This is a genomic window from Pseudomonas sp. QL9, assembly GCF_041409665.1.
GTDB lineage: Bacteria > Pseudomonadota > Gammaproteobacteria > Pseudomonadales > Pseudomonadaceae > Pseudomonas > Pseudomonas knackmussii.
In genome coordinates this window covers 498,032-516,359 of record NZ_CP166971.1, presented here as the reverse complement: position 1 = coordinate 516,359, position 18,328 = coordinate 498,032, and the positions used below count along the sequence as shown (strand labels likewise).

18 protein-coding genes are annotated in these 18,328 nt (G+C 66.2%); 12 read left to right on the top strand and 6 right to left on the bottom strand.

Annotated elements, in window-relative coordinates; all coding sequences use genetic code 11:
- Positions 1-61: 61 nt before the first annotated feature.
- The 7 genes from ACA097_RS02435 to ACA097_RS02405 all read left to right on the top strand — a co-directional run bounded on the left by ACA097_RS02435 (position 62) and on the right by ACA097_RS02405 (position 7,402).
- Positions 62-1,411, top strand: a complete 1,350-nt coding sequence (locus ACA097_RS02435; protein ID WP_160286634.1) for an MFS transporter — start codon at positions 62-64, stop codon at positions 1,409-1,411.
- 235 nt (positions 1,412-1,646) lie between these two features.
- Positions 1,647-2,600, top strand: a complete 954-nt coding sequence (locus ACA097_RS02430) for an AraC family transcriptional regulator (RefSeq protein WP_160286635.1) — start codon at positions 1,647-1,649, stop codon at positions 2,598-2,600.
- Between the two features lie 405 nt (positions 2,601-3,005).
- A complete protein-coding gene (locus tag ACA097_RS02425; protein WP_371368276.1) occupies positions 3,006-3,449 on the top strand; it encodes a cupin domain-containing protein in 444 nt (147 codons plus the stop codon).
- A 150-nt stretch (positions 3,450-3,599) separates the two neighbouring features.
- Positions 3,600-4,967, top strand: coding sequence for a benzoate 1,2-dioxygenase large subunit (gene benA / locus ACA097_RS02420; protein WP_043251427.1), 1,368 nt, complete (start codon positions 3,600-3,602; stop codon positions 4,965-4,967).
- On the top strand, positions 4,967-5,452 hold the full coding sequence (gene benB / locus ACA097_RS02415) for a benzoate 1,2-dioxygenase small subunit (RefSeq protein ID WP_043251430.1): 486 nt from the start codon (positions 4,967-4,969) through the stop codon (positions 5,450-5,452). Before benA ends, benB begins: the two co-directional genes overlap by 1 nt.
- A gap of 10 nt (positions 5,453-5,462) precedes the next feature.
- Positions 5,463-6,476 (top strand): benzoate 1,2-dioxygenase electron transfer component BenC, encoded by a 1,014-nt coding sequence (gene benC / locus ACA097_RS02410; protein WP_371368273.1) that lies wholly within the window; start codon positions 5,463-5,465, stop codon positions 6,474-6,476.
- 152 nt (positions 6,477-6,628) lie between these two features.
- Complete coding sequence (locus tag ACA097_RS02405) at positions 6,629-7,402, top strand: 1,6-dihydroxycyclohexa-2,4-diene-1-carboxylate dehydrogenase (protein WP_371368271.1); 774 nt, start codon at positions 6,629-6,631, stop codon at positions 7,400-7,402.
- Positions 7,403-7,416: 14 nt separating this feature from the next.
- On the opposite strand, the gene ACA097_RS02400 is transcribed toward ACA097_RS02405, so the two are convergent.
- Positions 7,417-8,289, bottom strand: coding sequence for a LysR family transcriptional regulator (locus ACA097_RS02400; protein ID WP_160286640.1), 873 nt, complete (start codon positions 8,287-8,289; stop codon positions 7,417-7,419).
- A gap of 153 nt (positions 8,290-8,442) precedes the next feature.
- Between ACA097_RS02400 and ACA097_RS02395 the strand changes: the two genes are divergently transcribed.
- From ACA097_RS02395 to ACA097_RS02380, 4 genes are all read left to right on the top strand, one after another.
- Complete coding sequence (locus ACA097_RS02395) at positions 8,443-9,564, top strand: muconate cycloisomerase family protein (protein ID WP_371368268.1); 1,122 nt, start codon at positions 8,443-8,445, stop codon at positions 9,562-9,564.
- 25 nt (positions 9,565-9,589) lie between these two features.
- Positions 9,590-9,880 carry a muconolactone Delta-isomerase gene (catC, locus tag ACA097_RS02390; protein ID WP_043251437.1) on the top strand — a complete coding sequence of 97 codons (291 nt, stop codon included), beginning with the start codon at positions 9,590-9,592 and terminating at the stop codon, positions 9,878-9,880.
- Positions 9,881-9,932: 52 nt separating this feature from the next.
- Positions 9,933-10,865: a catechol 1,2-dioxygenase gene (gene catA, locus ACA097_RS02385; RefSeq protein ID WP_371368266.1), complete on the top strand. Its 933-nt coding sequence runs from the start codon at positions 9,933-9,935 to the stop codon at positions 10,863-10,865.
- Between the two features lie 409 nt (positions 10,866-11,274).
- Positions 11,275-12,537: an OprD family porin gene (locus ACA097_RS02380; protein ID WP_371368264.1), complete on the top strand. Its 1,263-nt coding sequence runs from the start codon at positions 11,275-11,277 to the stop codon at positions 12,535-12,537.
- 113 nt (positions 12,538-12,650) lie between these two features.
- On the opposite strand, the gene antC is transcribed toward ACA097_RS02380, so the two are convergent.
- From antC to antA, 3 genes are read right to left on the bottom strand one after another with little or no spacing between them, the layout of a single operon-like run.
- Positions 12,651-13,673 (bottom strand): anthranilate 1,2-dioxygenase electron transfer component AntC, encoded by a 1,023-nt coding sequence (gene antC / locus ACA097_RS02375; RefSeq protein WP_371368262.1) that lies wholly within the window; start codon positions 13,671-13,673, stop codon positions 12,651-12,653.
- A 14-nt stretch (positions 13,674-13,687) separates the two neighbouring features.
- Complete coding sequence (gene antB, locus ACA097_RS02370; RefSeq protein ID WP_371368260.1) at positions 13,688-14,179, bottom strand: anthranilate 1,2-dioxygenase small subunit; 492 nt, start codon at positions 14,177-14,179, stop codon at positions 13,688-13,690.
- Positions 14,176-15,570 (bottom strand): anthranilate 1,2-dioxygenase large subunit, encoded by a 1,395-nt coding sequence (gene antA, locus ACA097_RS02365; RefSeq protein WP_371368257.1) that lies wholly within the window; start codon positions 15,568-15,570, stop codon positions 14,176-14,178. The genes antB and antA overlap by 4 nt, the downstream gene beginning before the upstream one ends.
- 342 nt (positions 15,571-15,912) lie before the next feature.
- On the opposite strand from antA, the gene ACA097_RS02360 reads away from it, so the two are divergent.
- Positions 15,913-16,917 (top strand): AraC family transcriptional regulator, encoded by a 1,005-nt coding sequence (locus ACA097_RS02360; protein WP_371368255.1) that lies wholly within the window; start codon positions 15,913-15,915, stop codon positions 16,915-16,917.
- Positions 16,918-17,353: 436 nt separating this feature from the next.
- On the opposite strand, the gene ACA097_RS02355 is transcribed toward ACA097_RS02360, so the two are convergent.
- Both ACA097_RS02355 and ACA097_RS02350 read right to left on the bottom strand, forming a co-directional pair.
- Positions 17,354-17,635, bottom strand: coding sequence for a pyrimidine/purine nucleoside phosphorylase (locus ACA097_RS02355; RefSeq protein WP_371368253.1), 282 nt, complete (start codon positions 17,633-17,635; stop codon positions 17,354-17,356).
- An 85-nt stretch (positions 17,636-17,720) separates the two neighbouring features.
- On the bottom strand, positions 17,721-18,260 hold the full coding sequence (locus ACA097_RS02350; protein ID WP_371368250.1) for an exonuclease domain-containing protein: 540 nt from the start codon (positions 18,258-18,260) through the stop codon (positions 17,721-17,723).
- Between the last annotated feature and the right edge of the window lie 68 nt (positions 18,261-18,328).

The window sequence follows — 18,328 nt, the reverse complement described above, 5'->3', positions numbered from 1 at the left end:
GACAACGCCCGGCCCAAGCGCCGGTTCGTGCCTCATTCCTGTCCGCCTACAGGAATTGCCCATGACCAGCTCTACCCCCCTGCCGTCCACCGGCACCCTGGACGTCCAGTCCTTCATCAATGCCCAGCCGCTTTCGCGCTACCAGTTGCGCATCGTCCTGCTGTGCTTCCTCATCGTTTTCCTCGACGGCCTGGATACCGCGGCCATGGGCTTCATCGCCCCGGCGCTGACCCAGGACTGGGGCATCGACCGCGCCAGCCTCGGCCCGGTGATGAGCGCCGCGCTGATCGGCATGGTCTTCGGCGCCCTCGGCTCCGGGCCGCTGGCCGACCGCTTCGGCCGCAAGGTCGTGCTGGTGTGCGCGGTCACCTTGTTCGGCGTGTTCAGCGTGCTGTCCGCCTTCAGCGGCAACCTCGACCAACTCATGGCCCTGCGCCTGCTCACCGGCATCGGCCTGGGCGCGGCCATGCCCAACGCCACCACGCTGCTCGCCGAGTACACCCCCGAACGCCTCAAGTCGCTGCTGGTGACCAGCATGTTCTGCGGCTTCAACCTGGGCATGGCTGGCGGCGGCTTCATCTCCGCCAAGCTGATCCCGGCGTTCGGCTGGCACAGCCTGTTGCTTCTGGGCGGCGTGCTGCCGCTGGTGCTGGCGCTGGTGCTGCTGGTCTGGCTGCCGGAGTCGGCGCGCTTCCTCGTCGTGCGCAATCGCGGTGACGAAAGCGTGCGCAAGGCGCTGGCGCCCATCGCCCCGGCGGAAGTCGCGCTGGCCGGCGGTTTCAGCGTACCGGAGCAGAAGACGGTGCAGTCCGGCAACGTCCTGCGCGTGGTGTTCTCGGCCAACTACAGCGCCGGCACCGTGCTGCTTTGGCTGACCTATTTCATGGGCCTGGTGATCGTCTACCTGCTGACCAGTTGGCTGCCGACGCTGATGCGTGAAGGCGGCGCGAGCCTGGAGCAGGCCGCCTTCATCGGCGCGCTCTTCCAGCTTGGCGGGGTGCTCAGCTCGGTGGCCGTCGGCTGGGCCATGGATCGTTTCAACCCGCACAAGGTGATCGGCATCTTCTACGCCCTGGCAGGCGTCTTCGCCTATTGCGTGGGCCAGAGCCTGGGCACCCTCGGCCTGCTGGCAACGCTGGTGCTGGCAGCCGGCATGTGCGTGAACGGCGCGCAGTCGGCGATGCCTTCGCTGGCGGCGCGCTTCTATCCGACCCAGGGCCGCGCGACCGGGGTGTCCTGGATGCTCGGCATCGGCCGCTTCGGCGCCATCCTCGGCGCCTGGATCGGTGCGACCCTGCTGGGCCTGGGCTGGAGCTTCGAGCAGGTGCTCACCGCGCTGGTGCTGCCGGCGGCCATCGCCAGCACGGCGGTGGTGATCAAGGGCCTGGTCAGCCACGCCGACGCCACCTGAGGCGCCGGTATGGAAAGCGTGCGATAGGCGCACACTCCGCCACAGGTCGAATTGCGCTGCCGGCCAGCCCCCCCTAGGGTTGGCCCAACGGTACGCGGGTCTGCAGTCCCTCCACGTAGGGAGGCCCGCGCGACCGTCTGTCTTTGCCGGGCCTTGCCTGAAACGCTACGGCATAGACTGCACGCATGAGCCACGCCGCAGAGCGTGGCCGACAACTACAAGAGTGAATGCCTGTATGCAGATCCTGCTGAGCGAGCGCAGCCGCGTTTTCGAGCGCGCCGATCCCCATGCGGTTTCCGGCTACGTGAACCTGCACGTCGGCAACCACTGCCTGCGCATGCCCAGCCACGGCCACCCCGAGGCCAGCCTCAACCACCGCAAGTTCGCCAGCCTCGACCTCTGCCGCATCAGCTACGGCGGTGCCGTGCGCGTCACCTCGCCGGCGCTGGAGAGCATCTTCCACCTGCAGGTGCTGCTCAACGGCCACTGCCTCTGGCGCGGGGCAGGGCAGGAGCACTACCTGGAGCCGGGCGAGCTGCTGCTGATCAACCCGGACGACGAGGTCGACCTGACCTACTCGGCCGACTGCGAGAAGTTCATCCTCAAGATTCCCACCGCGGTGCTCGAAGGCATCTGCGCCGAGCAGCGCTGGCTGCACCCGCGCCAGGGCGTGCGCTTCACCGAAAACCGCTACCGCCTGGGCGAGCTGGAAGGCTTCGTCAACCTGCTGGGCATGGTCTGCATGGAGGCCGAAGCCAGCGAGCGCCTGCCGCGCGTCGAGGAGCACTACCAGCAGATAGTCGCGAGCAAGCTGCTGACCCTGCTCAGCACCAACGTCAGCCGCGAATGCCTGGCCTCGCCGCTGGCCGCCTTCGAGCGCATCGACGACTACATCGAGCGCAACCTCAAGCTGGACATCGACATCGAGGAACTGGCCCGGCAATCGAAGATGAGCCTGCGCTCGCTCTACGCGCTGTTCGAGCGCCACGCCCAGAGCACGCCGCGCCAGTACATCCGCCAGCGCAAGCTGGAGCGCATCCGCGCGAGCCTCGCCGACCCCACCTGCAACGTCCGCAACGTCACCGAGCTGGCGCTGGACTACGGCTTCCTGCACCTGGGGCGGTTCTCCGAGAGCTACCGCCAGCAGTTCGGCGAGCTGCCGTCGGAGACCTTCAAGCGAAGGGGGTAGGGGCAAATTCCATGCATGGTCTGTCCCTGTAGGAGCGGCCCATGGCCGCGAATCGCGCGCATGGCGCGCTCCTACAGGTGGGAATCGGTGCGGGTATTTTCGCGGATGAATCCGCTCCTACAGGATTGCGCCGATCGTCCTCGCCCACGCCGAACAGTCCCCTCTCCCGCTTGCGGGGGAGGGTTAGGGAGGGGGAACGGCGTCAGGCCTTGCGCCGGCGTTTGGGCGAACTCCGCGACCCTTTGTAGGAGCGGGCCACGCCCGCGAAATCGCGGACAAGGTCCGCTCCTACGGAAAACCTACCTGCATCACGCGAAGGCGCCTCTGCCGTTCTTCGGATTCCCCGCCGTGCGTACCCGCTTGGGCTCTACTTGTGGGAAAGCCGCACCGCGGGAGGCCACGCCCATGAGCTCCACCTCGTTCGTCCTCAAGCCCAACGACCGCAGTCCGCCGCTGAATGTCGTCGGCATCCGCATCAACGTGCTCGTCTCCGACACCGATTCCCAATCCCAGCGCATCACCTTGCAGACGGGCGAAGAGGGGGCCGGACCGCCGCCGCATTGCCATGACTGGGACGAGTCCTTCTACGTCACCCGCGGCCAGCTCCTGTTTACCTGCGACGGGCAGACTTCCGTCTGCGAGGCGGGCACCCTGGTGCACGTTCCCGCCGGCACCGTGCACGCCTTCAGCTTCGGGCCTGGCGGCGGTGAGATGCTCGAAGTGACGGGCGCCGGCAGCCGCGCCATCGAGATGTTCCGCGCGCTCGACCGGGAGATCCCGCCCGGCCCCGTGGATGTCGAGAAGACCATCCAGGTCGCGAACGGCTACGGCCTGATCTTCCGCCGCTGATCCCTGCCGACGGCCCGCCAGCCGGGCCGTCCAGCCTTCGATTCGCACTTCTGCAAAAAGCGGATAGCGCTCTGCACAAAGCGGATATTGCGCCCGCGCACCCAGCCATAACCTGAGCCTGCCTGAACAAAAACAACGGAGGCCCCGGCCATGACCCTGGGTATCGACTACCTGCATTCGCTGCTTGAAGAAGACCCCGCCAAGGGCGTCTACCGCTGCAAGCGGGAAATGTTCACCGACCCGCGCCTGTTCGAACTGGAGATGAAGCACATCTTCGAAGGCAACTGGGTCTACCTCGCCCACGAAAGCCAGATTCCCGAGAAGAACGACTTCCTGACGACCATGATCGGCCGCCAGTCGATCTTCATCGCGCGCAACAAGGACGGCGTGCTCAATGCCTTCCTCAACGCCTGCAGCCACAAGGGCGCCATGCTCTGCCGGCACAAGTCGGGCAACCGCTCCAGCTACACCTGCCCGTTCCACGGCTGGACCTTCAACAACTCCGGCAAGCTGCTCAAGGTCAAGGACCCGGCCGAAGCCGGCTACCCCGAAGGCTTCAACTGCGACGGCTCCCACGACCTGACCAAGGTCGCGCGCTTCGAGTCCTACCGCGGCTTCCTCTTCGGCAGCCTGAACGCAGACGTCAAGCCGCTGGTCGAGCACCTGGGCGAGTCGGCGAAGATCATCGACATGATCGTCGACCAGTCCCCCGAGGGCCTGGAAGTGCTGCGCGGCTCCTCCACCTACATTTACGAGGGCAACTGGAAGCTGACCGCCGAGAACGGCGCCGACGGCTACCACGTCAGCTCCGTGCACTGGAACTACGCCGCCACCCAGAACCAGCGCAAGCAGCGCGAGGCCGGCGAGGAAGTGAAGACCATGAGCGCCGGCGGCTGGGCCAAGCATGGCGGCGGTTTCTACTCCTTCGAGCACGGCCACATGCTGCTCTGGACCCGCTGGGCCAACCCCGAGGACCGCCCGGCCTTCGAGCGTCGCGAGCAGCTCGCCGCCGACTTCGGCCAGGCCCGCGCCGACTGGATGATCCAGAACTCGCGCAACCTCTGCCTGTACCCGAACGTGTACCTGATGGACCAGTTCAGCTCGCAGATCCGCATCGCCCGGCCGATCGACGTCAACCGCACCGAGATCACCATCTACTGCATCGCGCCCAAGGGCGAGAGCGCCGAGGCCCGTGCCCAGCGCATCCGCCAGTACGAGGACTTCTTCAACGTCAGCGGCATGGCCACCCCGGACGACCTGGAGGAGTTCCGCTCCTGCCAGCAGGCCTACCAGGGCAGCGCCGGCGCCTGGAACGACATGTCGCGCGGGGCCGCGCACTGGATCCAGGGCGCCGACGAAGCCGCGCAGGAGATCGATCTCAAACCGGCTCTTTCCGGTGTGCGCACCGAGGATGAAGGTCTCTTCGTCCTGCAGCACAAGTACTGGCAGGACGCGATGATCGCCGCCCTGCGCGCCGAGCAAGCCAAGCGCATTCCGCTGCAAGAGGAGACCGTGTGATGAGCCGCTACGAAACCGTGCGCGACTTCCTCTACCGCGAAGCGCGCTACCTCGACGACAAGGACTGGGACTCCTGGCTGGAGCTGTACGCCCACGACGCCACCTTCTGGATGCCGGCCTGGGACGACCGCGACGAGCTGACCGAAGACCCGCAGCGGGAAATCTCGCTGATCTGGTACGGCAGCCGTGGCGGCCTGGAAGACCGCGTGTTCCGCATCAAGACCGAGCGCTCCAGCGCGACCATGCCGGACACCCGCACCTCGCACAACATCAGCAACATCGAGCTGCTGGGCGAGGAAGACGGCCTGCTGCGCGTGCGCTTCAACTGGCACACCCTGAGCTTCCGCTACAAGACCACCGACAGTTACTTCGGCACCAGCTTCTACACCCTGGACCTGCGCGGCGAGAACCCGCTGATCCTGGCGAAGAAGGTGGTTCTGAAGAACGACTACGTCCGCCAGGTCATCGACGTCTATCACATCTGAGGTGGCAGCCATGAGCTATTCGATCGCACTGAACTTCGAAGACGGCGTCACCCGTTTCATCGACGCCAACGCCGGCGAAACCGTGGCCGACGCGGCCTACCGCCAGGGCGTGAACATCCCGCTGGACTGCCGCGACGGCGCCTGCGGCACCTGCAAGTGCTTCGCCGAGGCCGGTCGCTATGACCTGGGCCAGGAGTACATCGAAGACGCACTGACCGAGGAAGAAGCCGAACAGGGCTATGTGCTGACCTGCCAGATGCGCGCCCAGAGCGATTGCGTGGTGCGCGTGCCGGCTTCGTCCGATGTCTGCAAGACCCAGCAGGCCAGCTACCAGGCGGCCATCAGCTCGGTCCGCCAGCTCTCCGAAAGCACCATCGCGCTGTCGATCAAGGGCGAGTCGCTGAGCAAGCTGGCGTTCCTTCCGGGGCAGTACGTCAACCTGCAGGTGCCGGGCAGCGACCAGACTCGCGCCTATTCCTTCAGCTCGCTGCAGAAGGACGGCGAGGTCAGCTTCCTGATCCGCAACGTGCCGGGCGGGCTGATGAGCAGCTTCCTCACGGGCCTGGCAAAAGCCGGTGACAGCCTGAACCTGACCGGCCCGCTGGGCAGCTTCTACCTCCGTGAGATCAAGCGTCCGCTGCTGCTGCTCGCCGGCGGAACCGGCCTGGCGCCTTTCACCGCGATGCTCGAGAAGATCGCCGCGCAGGGCAGCGAGCACCCGCTGCACCTGATCTACGGGGTGACCAACGACTTCGACCTGGTGGAGATGGACAAGCTCGCCGACCTGGCCGCGCGCATCCCCAACCTCACCTACAGCGCCTGCGTGGCGAACCCGGAAAGCAGCTATCCGCAGAAGGGCTACGTCACCCAGCACATCGAGCCCAAGCACCTCAACGAGGGCGAAGTGGACATCTACCTGTGCGGCCCGCCGCCGATGGTCGAGGCGGTGAGCGCCTACATCCGCGAGCAGGGGATCACGCCGGCGAACTTCTACTACGAGAAGTTCGCGGCCAGCGCGGCCTGAACACACTTCGGAGGCTGGTCCTGTTACGTAGGACGAATAACCGGAACGGTTATCCGCCGGCTGATCGAAGCCCCCTGTAGGAGCGGGCCATGCCCGCGATCGCGCGCATGGCGCGCTCCTACAAAAAGCTTTCCCGATTCCGTGAGGTAGTCATGAACAGATTCACCCACAAAGTCGCCCTCGTCACCGGCGCCGCCCAGGGCATCGGCCGCCGCGTCGCCGAGCGCCTGGTCGCCGAAGGGGCGCGCCTGGTCGCTGTCGACCGCTCCGATCTGGTCCACGAACTGCAGGACGAACTGGGCCAGCGCGGCGAGGTGCTGACCCTCACCGCCGACCTCGAGCAGTTCGCCGAGGCCCAGCGTGTGGTCCACGAAGGCGTGACCCGATTCGGCCGCCTGGACATCCTGGTCAACAACGTCGGCGGCACCATCTGGGCCAAGCCGTTCGAGCACTACGCCGAGCACGAGATCGAGGCGGAAGTGCGCCGCTCGCTGTTCCCCACGCTGTGGTGCTGCCGCGCCGCGCTGGTGCCGATGCTGGAGCAAGGTGCGGGCGCCATCGTCAACGTCTCCTCAGTCGCTACCCGCGGGGTCAATCGCGTGCCTTATGGCGCGGCCAAGGGCGGTGTGAATGCACTCACCGCATGCCTGGCCTTCGAGACCGCCGAGCGCGGCATCCGCGTCAACGCCACTGCACCCGGCGGCACCGAGGCGCCGCCCCGGCGCATCCCGCGCAACGCTGCCGAGCAGAGTCCTGAAGAGAAGGTCTGGTACCAGCAGATCGTCGACCAGACCGTGCAGAGCAGCCTGATGAAGCGCTACGGGACCATCGACGAACAGGCCGGGGCGATCCTCTTCCTGGCTTCCGACGACGCCAGCTACATCACCGGCGTGACGCTGCCGGTGGGTGGCGGCGACCTGGGCTGAGGAACGCGACCGTGTCAGCGGTTTACCTGGTCGATCAGCGCCAGGCAGCGCTGGACCATGGCGCTGACGTCGCCGGCGCGGCGGCTGAGCACGATGGGCGATACCGCCTCGGGTTCAAGAAGGCTTGTGTAGCCGATATCCGGACGATGCTGCTGTTGCACCGAAGCCGGCACCAGCGCCACGCCCAGGCCGGCGGCGACCAGGCCGATGGCGGTCTGCAGCTCGTTGCTCCACTGCGCCACGCGGATGCTCAGGCCGTGGTTGGCGAACAGCGCCAGCACGTGGTCGGCATAGCTCGGCCGCGGATTGGCCGGGTACAGAATGAAGGGCTCGCGGGACAGTTGCTCAAGGCTGACCGGTGCGCCCAGCAAAGGGTGCCCGGTGGGCAGCACGGCCACCAGCGGGTCCTCGCGCAGGACTTGCTGGTGGATCGCCGGGTCGTCGATGCGGATGCGGCCGAAGCCGATGTCGATGCGCCCGGCCTTCAGCGCCTCGACCTGCTGCAGGGTGGTCATTTCCTGCAGGCCCAGTTCGAGTTCGCTGTCGGCGCGCAGTTCGCGGATCAGTTCGGGCAGCACCGCATAAAGAGTGGAAGGGGCGAAGCCGATGCCCAGCCACTGGCGCTGGCCGAGGCCGATGCGCCGGGTGTTGTCGCAGATGTTCTCCAGCTGTTTGAGCAGGGTGCCGCTCTGCTCGTAGAAGAAGCGCCCGGCCTCGGTCAGGCGCAGCGGCCGGCCGCGCTCCAGCAGCTCGACGCCGAGCAGCTCTTCCAGCTGCTGGATCTGCCGGCTCAGCGGTGGCTGGGCGATGTGCAGGCGCTCGGCGGCGCGGGTGAAGTTGAGGGTTTCCGCGACCGCCTGGAAGTACCGCAGATGGCGAAGCTCCATGATACCTCCAGAGTATGGAATGAGAGGGCAATGATATTGGACTCAATACATACGCTGGCGCAATCCTTCGTCAGACAAGAACAGACCCGGAAGGTATCGGCCGCAGGCGGCGGAAGGTCCTCCGGAACAAGCCCCGCGTGAATGGAACCTGACATGACCCAAGTCCTGATCGAAAGCCTAGAGGCGATCATCGTCGACCTGCCGACCATCCGTCCGCACAAGCTGGCGATGCACACCATGCAGAAGCAGACCCTGGTGATCCTGCGCCTGCGCTGCAGCGACGGCATCGAGGGCCTCGGCGAGGCCACCACCATCGGCGGCCTGGCCTACGGCAACGAGAGCCCGGAAAGCATCAAGGCCAACCTGGACGCGCATTTCGCGCCCCTGCTGATCGGCCAGGACGCCAGCAACATCAACGCTGCCATGCAGCGCCTGGACAAGGCCATCAAGGGCAACACCTTCGCCCGCTCGGCGGTGGAAACCGCGCTGCTCGACGCCCAGGGCAAGCGCCTCGGTCTTGCGGTCAGCGAACTGCTCGGCGGCCGTGTGCGCGACAGCCTGGAAGTGGCCTGGACCCTGGCCAGCGGCGACACCGCCCGGGACATCGAAGAGGCCGAGCGCATGCTCGACTTGCGCCGCCACCGCATCTTCAAGCTGAAAATCGGCGCCAACCCGCTGGAGCAGGATCTCAAGCACGTGGTGGCGATCAAGAAGGCCCTGGGCGACCGCGCCAGCGTGCGTGTCGACGTCAACCAGTACTGGGACGAGTCCCAGGCCATCCGCGGTTGCCAGGTGCTCGGCGAGAACGGCATCGACCTGATCGAACAGCCCATCTCGCGGATCAACCGCTCCGGCCAGGTACGCCTGAACCAGCGCAGCCCGGCGCCGATCATGGCCGACGAATCCATCGAGAGCGTCGAGGACGCCTTCAGCCTGGCCGCCGACGGCGCCGCCAGCATCTTCGCCCTGAAGATCGCCAAGAACGGTGGCCCGCGTGCCGTGCTGCGCACCGCGCAGATCGCCGAGGCCGCCGGCATCGCCCTGTACGGCGGGACCATGCTCGAAGGCGCCGTCGGCACCCTGGCCTCGGCCCACGCCTTCCTGACCCTGAAGCAGCTGACCTGGCACACCGAACTGTTCGGCCCGCTGCTGCTGACCGAAGAAATCGTTACCCAGGCGCCGGTCTACCGCGACTTCCAACTGATGGTGCCGAACCTGCCCGGCCTCGGCCTGACCCTGGACGAGGAGCGCGTCAAGCGCTTCCGCCGCCCCTGATACCTGCCGCAAGAGGAGAACTTCGATGCTCTTCCACGTGAAGATGACGGTGAAACTGCCCGTCGACATGGACCCGGCCAAGGCCGCGCAACTCAAGGCCGACGAGAAGGAACTGGCCCAGCGCCTGCAGCGCGAGGGTAAGTGGCGACACCTATGGCGCATCGCTGGGCATTACGCCAACTTCAGCGTGTTCGACCTCGCCAGCGTCGAGGAACTGCACGACACCCTGATGCAGCTGCCGCTGTTCCCCTACATGGATATCGAGATCGACGGGCTCTGCCGCCATCCCTCGTCGATCCATGCCGATGATCGTTGAACCCTGAACCTCCCATAGATTCCTTGTACAAGAACAAGATGAGGTGAACGCCATGACCGTGAAAATTTCCCAGACTGCTGAAATCCAGAAGTTCTTCGAACAGGCCGCCGGCTACGGCAACGACGACGGCAACCCGCGCCTGAAGCAGATCGTGCTGCGCGTATTGCAGGACACCGCCCGGCTGATCGAAGACCTGGAAATCACCGATGACGAGTTCTGGACCGCCATCGACTACCTGAACCGCCTGGGTGCGAGCAGTGAAGCCGGCCTGCTGGTGCCGGGCCTGGGCATCGAGCACTTCCTCGACCTGCTCAACGAAGCCAAGGATGCCGAGATCGGCAAGACCGGCGGCACCCCGCGCACCATCGAAGGCCCGCTGTACGTGGCCGGCGCGCCCATCGCCCAGGGCGAGGTGCGGATGGACGATGGCAGCGAAGACGGTGTCGCCACCGTGATGTTCCTCGAAGGCCAGGTGCTGGACCTGGACGGCAAGCCGATCGTCGGCGCCACCGTCGACCTGTGGCACGCCAACACCAAGGGCAACTACTCCTACTTCGACAAGAGCCAGTCCGAGTACAACCTGCGTCGCCGCATCGTCACCGATGCCGAGGGTCGCTACCGCGCCCGCAGCATCGTGCCGTCCGGCTACGGCTGCAACCCGCAGGGCCCGACCCAGGAGTGCCTGAACCAGCTCGGCCGCCACGGCCAGCGTCCGGCGCACGTGCACTTCTTCATCTCCGCCCCGGGCTACCGTCACCTGACCACCCAGATCAACCTGTCCGGCGACAAGTACCTGTGGGACGACTTCGCCTATGCGACCCGCGATGGCCTGGTCGGTGAAGTGAAGTTTGGCGAAGGCGCTGCACGCGGCATCGATGGCCGCATCGCCGAGCTGGAATTCAGCTTCCAGCTGCAAAAGGCGGTCGCCGCCGAAGACGAGCAGCGCAGCAACCGTCCGCGCGCACTGCAGGTGCAAGGCGCCTGATCCAACGCCGCGGCGCAAGCGCGCCGCGGCACTTCTTTCGTAGGAGCGGATCTCATCCGCGAATCGCGCCGGAACCCCCGGCTATCGCGGACAAGGTCCGCTCCTACCGCGTGTCTCCCCTGAGCCTCGTTCCTGGCCGATCCCCGGCAGGGCGAAGCCATGCCCTCACATCCGTTCCGACGTCGCGCGCCTGAACGAGGCGGCGCCAAGAGCAAGTGCAAGCGAGCACCGGGCCGAGGTGCCTCGCCCAAGGCAACACGGCGACGGAAGCCGGACCGCTCTGGTGCATTGAAGCGGAAGCGCCAGAAGTCCCCGCCGCCCCAATCGACTATCCCCGCACAGCGCTAGGCCGCGGCCCTCCGGTCGTCTGGCAGGGGATCGCTTATCCAATAAGAACAAGAGAAACCATATGAGCAATCGTGGATGCGTGACCGCCGTCGCGCTGGGCATCGGCGTGGCCGTTACCCAGCCGGCGTGCGCCGGTGAAGGTCTGATCGAGGGTTCCAGCGCCACCCTGCAGGCGCGCAACTACTACTTCAGCCGCGACTTCTCCGACATCGTCGGGCCGAACAAACAGTCGAAAGCGCAGGAGTGGGCCCAGGGCTTCATTCTCAACTTCGCCTCGGGCTACACGCCGGGGCCGGTGGGCTTCGGCGTGGACGCCATCGGCGTGCTGGGACTGAAGCTCGACAGCAGCCCCGACCGCACCAACACCGGCCTGCTGCCGGTGGGCGGCGATGGCAGGGCCGCCGACGACTATGGGCGCCTCGGCCTGGCCGGCAAGATGAAGTATTCCAGGACCGAGCTGAAAGTCGGCGAGCTGCAACCCAACCTGCCGGTACTGGCCTTCAGCGACATCCGCCTGCTGCCGCCGAGCTACCAGGGCACGGCGCTGACCTCCAGCGAAATTCCCGGGCTGACCCTGCAGGCCGGCCACCTGACCTCGACGCACCTGCGCAACGAGGGCGGCGACGAGAAGATGATCGCCATGCTCGGCTACCAGCCGCAGCGCCAGGCGCAGAGCGACGCCTTCAACTACGCCGGCGGCGACTACGACTTCAACGCCAAGCGCACCCGCGTGAGCCTCTGGTACGGCCAACTGGAGGACATCTATGAGCAGCGTTTCATTGGCTTGAAGCACAGCCAGCCCATCGGTGGCGACTGGGTGCTGGGCGCCAACCTCGGCTATTTCGACGCCAACGAAGACGGCAAGAAGCTGCTGGGCAAGATCGACAACCGCGCGTTCTTCTCGCTGGTCTCGGCCAAGCATGGCGGGCACACGGTCTACGTCGGCTACCAGGGCATGTACGGCGACAGCGCCTTCCCCCGCGTGTTCGCCAACATCGCGCCGCTGGGCAACGAGGTGCCGACCTACGAGTTCGCGTCCACCGACGAGCGCTCGTGGCAGCTGCGCTACGACTACGACTTCGCAGCCCTTGGCGTGCCGGGGCTGGTCAGTACGGTGCGCTACATCGACGGTGACAACGTCAACACCGGCCAGGGCTTCGAGGGCAAGGACCGCGAGCGCGACATCGACCTCGGCTATACGGTGCAGAGCGGCCCGCTGGCGGGGCTCAATGTGCGCGTGCGTAATGCCATGGCGCGGTCGAACTACCGCACCGACATCGACGAGAACCGCCTGGTGTTCAACTACACCTGGAAGCTGTTCTGAGGCGGGACGAAACCTGTAGGAGCGAGCTTGCTCGCGAACGCTTTGCCGGTCACAGGGGCAACAAGCAGGTTCGCGAGCAAGCTCGCTCCTACAAAAAGCGGCACGCTGCCGCTTCAGGCATTGCTCTGGGTGAACTTCTCCAGGTACAGCCGGCCGTGTTCCAGGCCCTGTTGCTGCAGCCAGTCCTTGACCGACTCGACCATCGGCGGCGGGCCACAGAGGTACATGTCGAAGGGTGCTTCGCTCAGTTCGCCGGCGTCGAAGTGCTCGGTGACATAGCCGTGCTTGCCTTCCCACTGGCCGTCGTCGCTGACGACCGGGGTGAAACGCAAGCCCGGGATGCGTTCGGCGTAGGCGGCGATGCGTTCCTGCTCGCAGAGGTCGGCGGCTTGGCGTACGCCGTAGTAGAGGTGCACCGGCTGGCCGCAACCGCCGGCGTCGGCCAGCTCGTCGAGCATGCCGAGGAAGGCCGACAGCCCGGTGCCGCCGGCCACCAGCAGCAACGGGCGTTCGACGTGGCGCAGGTAGAAGGTGCCCAGCGGCGCCTCGAAGCGGATCTCGTCACCGACCTTGCAACGCTCGCGGATGTAGTTGCTCATGGCGCCGTCGGGGAGCAGGCGGATGAGGAACTGCAGCTGGTTGCGGGCGTTCGGCCGGTTGGCGAAGGAGTAGGCGCGCACCGCGTCCGTGCCGGGCACGTGCAGGCGTGCGTACTGGCCGGGCAGGTAGTCGAGCTGGCCGGCTTCGCCGCCGGCGTCCAGGTGCAGGATGGCGGTGCTCGACGAGACCTGTTCGACGGCCGTCACCACGCCATGGCGGGTGCTCGGCCCGGCGGCGCTGCACAGGCTGGAGTCGTAGTCGAAGTAGAAGGAGGCGTCGGACTGCACGCGGGTCTGGCAGGCGAGGACCTTGCGCTGGGCCAGGTCTTCCGGCGACAGGGTTTCCTCGTCGGCGTAGTCCATCTGGTAGCTGCCTGACTCGCAGCGGCCCATGCAGGTGCCGCAGACGCCTTCGCGACAATCCAGGGGAATCTTGATGCCGTTGCGCAGGGCGGCATCGAGCAGCAGTTCGTTGGCCTGCACCGGGATGAACAGCGTCTTGCCGTCGGCGAAGCTGAAAGCGACCTTGTGGTTCATGGCGGGCCTCCGGCTCACAGGTGGTAGAAGTCGAGCACCGAGTCGATGCAGTCGTTGAGCAGCAGGACGTGCTTGCGTGCGATCTTCCAGCTGTCGCCGTGCGGGCGCAGGCGGTAGGTGGCGTGGCCGAAGAATTGCCCGGCGCTGTTCAGGCGGTAGAACAGCGTGTGCCAGTTGGCGCGGACCTCCAGCTCGCCACCGTCCAGTTCGCGGACGCGGACGTTGGCGATGTTGTGCTGGGTGCGCGGCATCGGGATGGTCGAGGCAGCCTTGCCGGTACGGATGCGGAACACGCGGTCTTCCAGGCCGGTGCGGTTGGCGTAGTAGATCAGCGACATGCCGCGCTTCGGATCGGTGGTGTAGACGTGCTCGGACTCCCACTGCGGGACGTGGTACTCGCTGTCTTCGCTGAACATGTCGAGGTAGGCGTCCCAGTCCTGGGCGTCGCAGAGCTCGGCGTTGCGGTAGAGGAACTGTTCGATGCGCTGTTGCAGTGGCGTGCTCATGCCTGCACCTCCTTCAGTTGCAGTGCCTTGCGCTCCAGGCCGTCGAGGAGGAAGCGCTGCCAGTGGGCGTGCTGGTTGACGTAGAGGCCTTCGTGGGTGATCTCGGTGCCGGTGAGCAGCGGGGCGATGCCCAGGGTTTCGCTGTTCGGCGTCGCACCCTCGACCCACTTTCCGTGGCCGCGGGAGATGTCGCTCCAGCGCTCCAGGCGACCCTGGAAGCCACGTTGTTGCTCGCGGAACTCGACCAGGTCGTCGGGCGTGCCCATGCCCGAGACGTTGAAGAAGTCTTCGAACTGGCGGATGCGGTTCTCGCGGTCGTGGTCCGACTCGCCCTTCACGCCGATGCACTGGCTGATGATCTCGGTCTTGTTCCAGGCCACCGGGCGGACGATGCGCAGCTGCGAGCTGATCTGGTCCATGAAGAACAGGCTGGGGTAGATGTTCAGGTTGCGCAGGCGGTGCATCATCCACTCGGCCTTGGCCTGGCCGTGCTCCTCGACCAGGCGCGGCATGACGCTGGCGTAGCCGGGGCGCACGCTCGGGTTGGGCATGTCGCTGAACAGCACGCTATGGCCGTTGGCGAAGGAGAACCAGCCGTCGTCGGTCTGCGCGTCGCCGGCGCCGAGCTTGCTGTAGTCGAGGGTGTTGCTGGCGGTGCCGTTGTCGACGTTGACCTGCTGGCGGTGCTGCACGGTGGCCACGTAGTTGTAGTGCACGGTGCTGACGTGATAGCCGTCCAGGCCGTTCTCGTTCTGTAGCTTCCAGTTGCCCTCGAAGGTGTAGCTCGAGCGGCCCGGCAGCACTTCCAGCTCACCGGTCGGCGACTGGGCGACCATCATGTCGAAGAACACCCTGGCGTCGCCGAGGAAGTCTTCCAGCGAGTCGGTGGCGGCGACGTCCAGGCTGATGAAGACGAAGCCCTTGTAGCTGGCGATGCGCGCCTTGCGCAGGCCGCGCGCGGACTTGTCGAAGTCGGCCGGGTACTCGCCCGGCGCCTTGACCTTCACCAGGCGCCCGTCGCTCTTGTAGCACCAGGCGTGGAACGGGCAGGTGAAGGTGGACTGGTTGCCCTTGCACACGCGGGTGAGTGTGGCGCCGCGGTGCTGGCAGGCGTTGACCAGGGCGTGCAGCTCGCCGTTGCCGTCGCGGCTGATGATCATCGGCTGGCGCCCGGCGCGCATCGTGATGAAGTCGTTGGGGTTGGCGATCTCGCTTTCGTGGCAGGCGTAGATCCACTGCTTCTCGAAGATCAGCTCCATCTCCAGGTCGAACAGTTCCGGCTCGGTGAACATGTCGCGGGCGATGCGGTAGACGCCCTCGACCGGGCGGAAGTCGAGGCAGCTACGGATGTAGTCCTGCCATTGCACGAGGCTCTTGTTTGGAAGGTTCATTGTTGTTGTCCCATCGGGCGGATCGGTGGCTCCATTTCAGGCCGCGGCGCGCTGGCGGGCTATCCGCTTAGTGGGCGAAGACGATCCGCAAAATCGACGGGCCGGTAACAGCCAAGGGGCGCGCTGGGTAGAAGCTGCCCAGCCACGGGGCGCGTGGCGTTCGCGGAGGGCGCCGGGCAGGGCAGGAAGGCGCGGCGTGGAGGTGTCGCCTGTCCGGAAAGTTGTCCATCGCTATCCGAAAAATGCGGATATCGGGGCATCATCGGCAGTGGGGTACGGGACTTGCTGCATGAAGCCGCAAGCGCCGACAGAGCGCCGACCAACAGCCGTGAGTGCCGAGCGATGAACCCGAAGAACCGCGGACATTTCCGTGACATCCATGCCGACCACCTGGACCTCGCCGCCGCGCGCTCGTGGATGTCGAACATCTGCGGGCCGCACCGGCTCGATGCCGGGTATCCGGGCAGCGTGAACTTCCAGCACAGCGGCAGCGTGCTCAAGGGCATGTCCACCACCCTCGGCTGCATCGAGTACGGCACCGACGTGACCATCGGCATCGTCGACGCCGAGCACTTCAACAGCTACAGCCTGAGCCTGCCGCTGAGTGGCGAGCAGGAGCTGACCATCGCCGGCCGGCAGCTGCATTCGGACAGCGGCAAGGGCGTGATCGTCTCGCCGAACCAGAGCCAGGAGCTGTGCATCACCGGCGACTGCCGCAAGCTGCAGGTGGTGATCTCGCGCCTGGCCATGCGCAAGACCCTGGAGGAAATGCTCCAGCGCCCGGCGGAACGCCCGCTGGAGTTCGAGCAGGAGATGGACGCGCTGCAGGGCGCCTCGGCGTCCTGGTGGCGGATGGTCCGCCACTGCAACGAGGAACTGGAGAACAGCGACCTGTTCGGCCAGGTGTTCTTCAGCCGCGACCTCGAAAGAGCGCTGATCAAGGGCCTGATCCTCGCCCAGCCGAACAACTACAGCGAGGAACTGCGCCGCTGCCTGGCCGAGCGATTGCCACACTACCTGCTGCGCGCCCGCGACTTCCTCCAGGCCCACGCCCGCGAGGAGCTGAGCCTGGACGACCTGGAGCAGGCCGCCGGGGTCTCGCGCTTCAAGCTGTTCGACGGCTTCCGCAAGCACTTCGGCAGCTCGCCCATGGCCTACCTCAAGGCTTACCGCCTGCAGGGCGTGCGCGAGGAAATCCTCGCCACGAACGGGCGCCGCAGCATCTCGGAAATCGCCCTGGGCTGGGGCTTCACCCACCTGAGCCGCTTCGCCGGCGACTACCGCAAGCAGTTCGACGAAACGCCCAGCGCGACCCAGCAGCGGTTACAGAAACTGGGCGGCGCATAACTGCGAACGCTGCTTCGCCCAAAATCGCTTACCGGGCTGCACCTACCAAAAGCAGCGTCGCCCACGCTCTTGGACTTCCAGAGAAATATCCGCACGCACCGAACGCCCTTTCAGGAGGCCGAGCGAAACCTGCGCTGAGGAGGTTGAGCGACATGGATGTCGCGAGAGCCCCGCGGGCTGCAGGGACGTACCCTCGGGGCGGGCCCCGATGCGGGGGAGTTCGTGAGGGTAGTCCGGCTCCGCCGGACCCGTATGGCGGGGCAAAGACTTTTGCCTACTTTGTGTCGTTTGACAAAGTAGGTCGCCCGAGGGGGCGAAACAGAAGACATCCGAACACACATAAGCGGCGCTGGAACGCGAACGATCCCGTGCCGTTCTTGTGCGCAGGCAACAAAAAACCGGCCACTTGGGCCGGTTCTTCGTGACGCCATGGAACTCAGCGGTATTCGCAGAGGTACGCGGTGTCCTGGGCGACCTTCAGCTGGAACTTGCTGTTGGCCGGCACGGTGAACTGGCTGCCCGAAGCGAAAGTTTCCCACTCGTCGCTGCCCGGCAGCTTGACGGTCAGGGCGCCAGCGACCACGTGCATGATCTCCAGCTGGCTGGTGCCGAACTCGTATTCACCGGCGGCCATGACGCCGATGGTGGCCGGGCCGGCGGTCATGTCGAAGGCGATGGATTTGACGGTGCCGTCGAAGTACTCGTTGACCTTGAACATGGGCTTCTCCTGCAAGGGGGGATGGGGAAGGGAAAAAAGGGACGCCAGTATGCCCAAGCCCGGGGGCAGCGTCACTAGAGGCGGATCAGAGCGCCAGCGGCAGCAGGCGGGCGGTGTTGCGGGCGTCTTCCAGGGCACGGTGCTGCTGGCCCTGGAAGTGCAGGCCGGCCAGTTGCAGTGCGGCGTTAAGGCCGACCTGGCGCTTGAGCTGACGAGCCTCGGCGAAGCGCTGCTTGAGGTTCACGTGCGGCACGCGGGCGAGCAGGCTGTCCAGGCGGTGCTGGCGCCATTCCTGTTCGAGCTGGCGGCGGTCGTAGTCGCCCCAGCTGGCCCAGCCGGCCAGGCGGGGGTGGTGCTGGCCCAGCCAGCGTTCGAACTGCGGCCACACCTCGCGCAGCGACGCGGCGCTGTCGACATTGGCCTGGCTGATGTGAGTGAGCTCGCGGCAGAAATTGGTAAGCAGCGGGCGCCGTTGCGGTCGCACGAAGCGCTGGAAGTGGTCCAGCTCGCGGCCGTCGGCCTCGGCGACCAGGGTGGCGCCGATCTCGATGATCTCCATTTCCTCGACCGGCCAGCCGCCTTCCTCGGTGGTGGCTTCCAGGTCGATGACCAGCCAGTGGGGCATAGGGCCTGCTCATCTGCTCAAGGGGGCGGCCAGGGCCGCGTGGCATGGGCCTCGACGGCCCTGGCTAG